This window comes from Nostoc sp. NMS4, assembly GCF_017115095.1.
GTDB lineage: Bacteria > Cyanobacteriota > Cyanobacteriia > Cyanobacteriales > Nostocaceae > Nostoc.
Map to the genome: position 1 here is coordinate 1 of NZ_JABXKI010000349.1, position 3789 is coordinate 3789.

The 3789-nt window shown below is 37.1% G+C and carries 2 protein-coding genes and 1 pseudogene; 1 reads left to right on the top strand and 2 read right to left on the bottom strand.

The genetic code is table 11. The features are described 5' to 3' along the window. The coding region (locus HWQ37_RS30755) for an AAA family ATPase (protein ID WP_292754362.1) at positions 1-1733 on the bottom strand (1733 nt) is incomplete at its 3' end. 555 nt (positions 1734-2288) lie between these two features. Between HWQ37_RS30755 and HWQ37_RS30760 the strand changes: the two are divergent. Next, a pseudogene (locus HWQ37_RS30760) lies at positions 2289-2564 on the top strand (ABC transporter permease); the annotation flags it as partial. A gap of 58 nt (positions 2565-2622) precedes the next feature. On the opposite strand, the gene HWQ37_RS30765 reads toward HWQ37_RS30760, so the two are convergent. Next, a partial coding sequence (locus HWQ37_RS30765; RefSeq protein ID WP_292754365.1) for an FAD-binding domain-containing protein occupies positions 2623-3789 on the bottom strand: 1167 nt, incomplete at its 5' end.

Below are 3789 nucleotides of genomic sequence, written 5' to 3' on the forward strand. Positions count from 1 at the left end.
GAGTGTGTTGTTTTTGAAAAGACTAATCGCGTTTCACAAAATGTTGAAAATAAATCCTTGAGAAGGTTCGCAGCATCAACTTTGCAAGACCATTCAGTATCTGAAATTTTCTGAATCTTGATATCTTTAGGTAAATACATACCTTCTTGCTTTTTTTTATTGAGCCATTCCTCAACCTCTTCGTTAGTGAGAGGTTGTTCCCGACATTCATCATCTTCATTGATGATATTCACTATTGCATCTGTATGAAGCAGATAATTTTCATACATTCGCCGAGGCAAAAATTTAACTGGTCTTTTGCTTCTTTTCTGCAAATCTAAAAGTTTATTTTCTGATTTCCCTTCGCTATCGAACAAAAATCCAATTGCAGGTGGAAATAAACTTGTTCCTCCACTCAGCTTATCGTAGATATCAAATATTAATTCTGCTCGTTTGCCATCCAAGTCACCAGTATTTTTGACAGCAAGAATACTTGTACCTTCTAAAAGCTTTTTTGCAATATTCTCTAGTATCAATGGGAAACATCGCTCTTCTGTTGGACCTTCCACCCAAAGAATATTATCCGCCCCAAAAACATCAGACAAGCTTACTCCTACTTCAGCCAAAAGAGAACGTTGCTCTTTCGTCTGTTTTGCATCTATTTCTAATCCTTTGGTTTCGCAATCTTCATATTTGAGCATCACTATTTTAGAAGGATTTGCAGCAGAAATGATGGTGGGTAAATGAGTTGCAATAATATATTGATGCTGAATAAAATCTTTTTTTAATATTTCGATAAGTTTTTTTGCTGCTCCTGGATGTAAAAATGATTGTGGTTCATCGATAATAATAGTTCGTGCTTCTTGCGAATTTATCACAACATATAAAATAGCTAAAACTTGACCAATTCCTGTTCCAGAAGCTGATAGTGAAATAGCCAAGTCTTGCCTTTCAGTTTCAGGATCTACATTCCATACCATAATTTCAACTTGTTGGGGTCTGGATTCAACAGTAATTCTTTTTATTTGTGGAAAAATAACTGAAACAAGATTATTAAGCCTTTCAAACCGCTTGGGATTTTTTCCTTGCAAACTATTAAGAACTTCAGCTAAATTAGATGCGTTTGGTTGGAGTTCAGAATTATTTCCAAAAGCACAGCTTCCGACATTGAATCTTTCTGCATGAAATCTATAAATTAGGTTATAGGAAATATTTAATAATTTACCAACAATTGTATCTGTTATCGGTACAGATGTTTGCTGATATAAATCTATAATATCTTCAGAGGTTCGTTTTATATTAATAGATGGGTATCGATTTGCATTAGATTCCGTTAATTGTGGCTCATATAGCCCAAATGTTAGTTCACTATTTTTTACGTCAATTCGCTCATGATAATTTACGCTAAAAAGTGATAAATTAAGTTTTACTAAATTTGATGTTTCTAACCATTTTTTAAATAAATTTATTCCTGCCTGCGGATTTACTAGAGCATGATTTAAGTTTTGACTCTGAGGAGACAAAATTAAAACTGGAAGCAAAAGTCCATTCATCAACGAGTAAAATTCGTGTTGAGTAAAAGTTAAGGTAATATTTGCTTTTGATTTAGGATCAATATATGAAGAATTGCTTGGTAATGTTTTGATACTTCGATGCGGTATATCATGAAAATTAAGCGTGAGTGCTTCGAGTAGTGCCGTTTTTCCTACGTTATTTTGTCCAACAATTATATTAATACCTGGTGTAAATTCCAATAAACCAGAGTTGAAAAAAGATTTATAATTGAAAAGTTGAAATTTGGAAAGGTACATAAATATTAGCTTCAGAGGGTCAAATCAAGTGTTAAAAAAACTTTTTCAAGAAGCGTATAGCGATAATATTTACGTAAGCTTGATGGAACATATAGGAATCCGGTTTGATTTCTGAAAAAAATTAAGTATTTGTAGGGTGCGTTATGACTTTAGTCTAACGCACCAAACCCTTGAAAATGGTGCGTTACGCTTCGCGATAACACACCCTACGTGTTGTTCAAAAATCAAATAGTAATCCTATAGAGGATTTAGGGTTATAGGCAATAATTAGTATAATACTAGCTGACTAGTACCTCTTATGGTTTGACAATCTGCCGTCTTCTCACAAACGACCCTTCTTGAGAATCTCTGCGTGAGAGTCACTGCGGCATGTAAAAATAAGGCGTCGCCATTCTCATAAATAGTTCTTGAATCAGCGATGGAGCAAAAACCCCTCCAGGTGAGGTTTACGATTGCACATAAGACAAAATGGCTCTTTCGTTAACCCACTCCCCTTAACTTGCGATCGCAGCATTAATTTTTGGCAGATGACACCCTTTTGGTAGTACTTTAGCTTGTTTACTGTTTGGGGCTACAGAAGCTTTGCAACTGCGAATTCAGGCATTAGGGGCAAATATACCTTACCAATTTTTAGTAATGCTACCTTATGCGATCGCTTTATTGGCATTAGTGGGTAAATTGGGAAAATCTACACCCCCGAAAGCTTTAGGTACTCCCTACTTTGAAGAAAATCGCCACTTACACAAAAAACGTTCGTTCGACGAATATTTTTGACCACTGATCTAACGGGGGACAAGTGATATCACCTTTCAACCATCTGTCAAAAGTTATCTCAATCACCACTACTAAGAATTTTTTGTTGTTGATAACGCAGTTTAAATTGCTGTTGTTGGATTTTATGATCCACAATTGGGTCAGGATAACCAACAGCATGACGTTCTAAAGGTGGAATTTTACCAGTAACTAAATATTCTGTATCTACAGACCGCAATTCTGATACCCATTGCCGAATATATTCTCCATCTGGATCGAATTTTTGTGTTTGACTGGCTGGGTTGAAAATCCGCACAGGTTTCGGGTCCATACCACTCGAAGCACTCCATTGCCAACCGCCATTATTAGCAGATAAATCACCATCAATCAACTTCTGCATAAAATATTTTTCTCCCAATTGGGGATTAATTAGCAAGTCTTTGGTGAGGAAACTAGCAACAATCATTCGACAACGGTTGTGCATCCAGCCACTTTCGTTTAACTGACGCATTGCTGCATCTACAATAGGATAGCCAGTTCTTCCGTCACACCAAGCTTGGAAATGTTCTTCGTTAGTTTCCCAAGGAAAGTCCTTAAAGGTGTCGCGGAAAGCACCATCAGCTAATTCGGGGAAGTTATACATTGCGTGTTGATAAAACTCCCGCCAAGCTAATTCCTGTTGCCATGTGCGGATATTAATTGCTGTTTCCTCACTGCGGCTATTTTCTAATGCTTCAATAGTGGCTTGCCAAACGGTGCGAATGCCAATTACGCCAAATTTTAAAGCTGCACTCAGTTGTGATGTTCCATCAACTGCGGGGAAATTTCGCTGTTCTTGGTATTCAGTAATAGCTTTATTAGTAAATTCTTCTAATCGTTCTTGCGCCGCGACCTCTCCCGGTGAAATAATTAATTGTTCATCCCAAATAAACCCTAAATCTTTCGCTGAAGGTAATGCGATCGCACCTGCAAGTTTTGCAATTTCCTGTTCAGCTTCCGTTAATCCCTCAACATTTTGCAGCGTTTCGACAGGTTGAGCCTTCGGTTTAGTAATCCAATTTTTCCAGAAGGGCGTGTAAACCGTGTAACGACTGTTACCACCCGTGCGGATTTCATCTGGAGAGTTGAGAATTTGATCCCAGTTTTGGTTAAGAAACTCAATGCCTTTTTCTTTGAGGGCATTTATAATGGTGCGATCGCGTTCTTGTGAATAAGGTTCTACATCCCAATTCCAAAAAACAGCTTT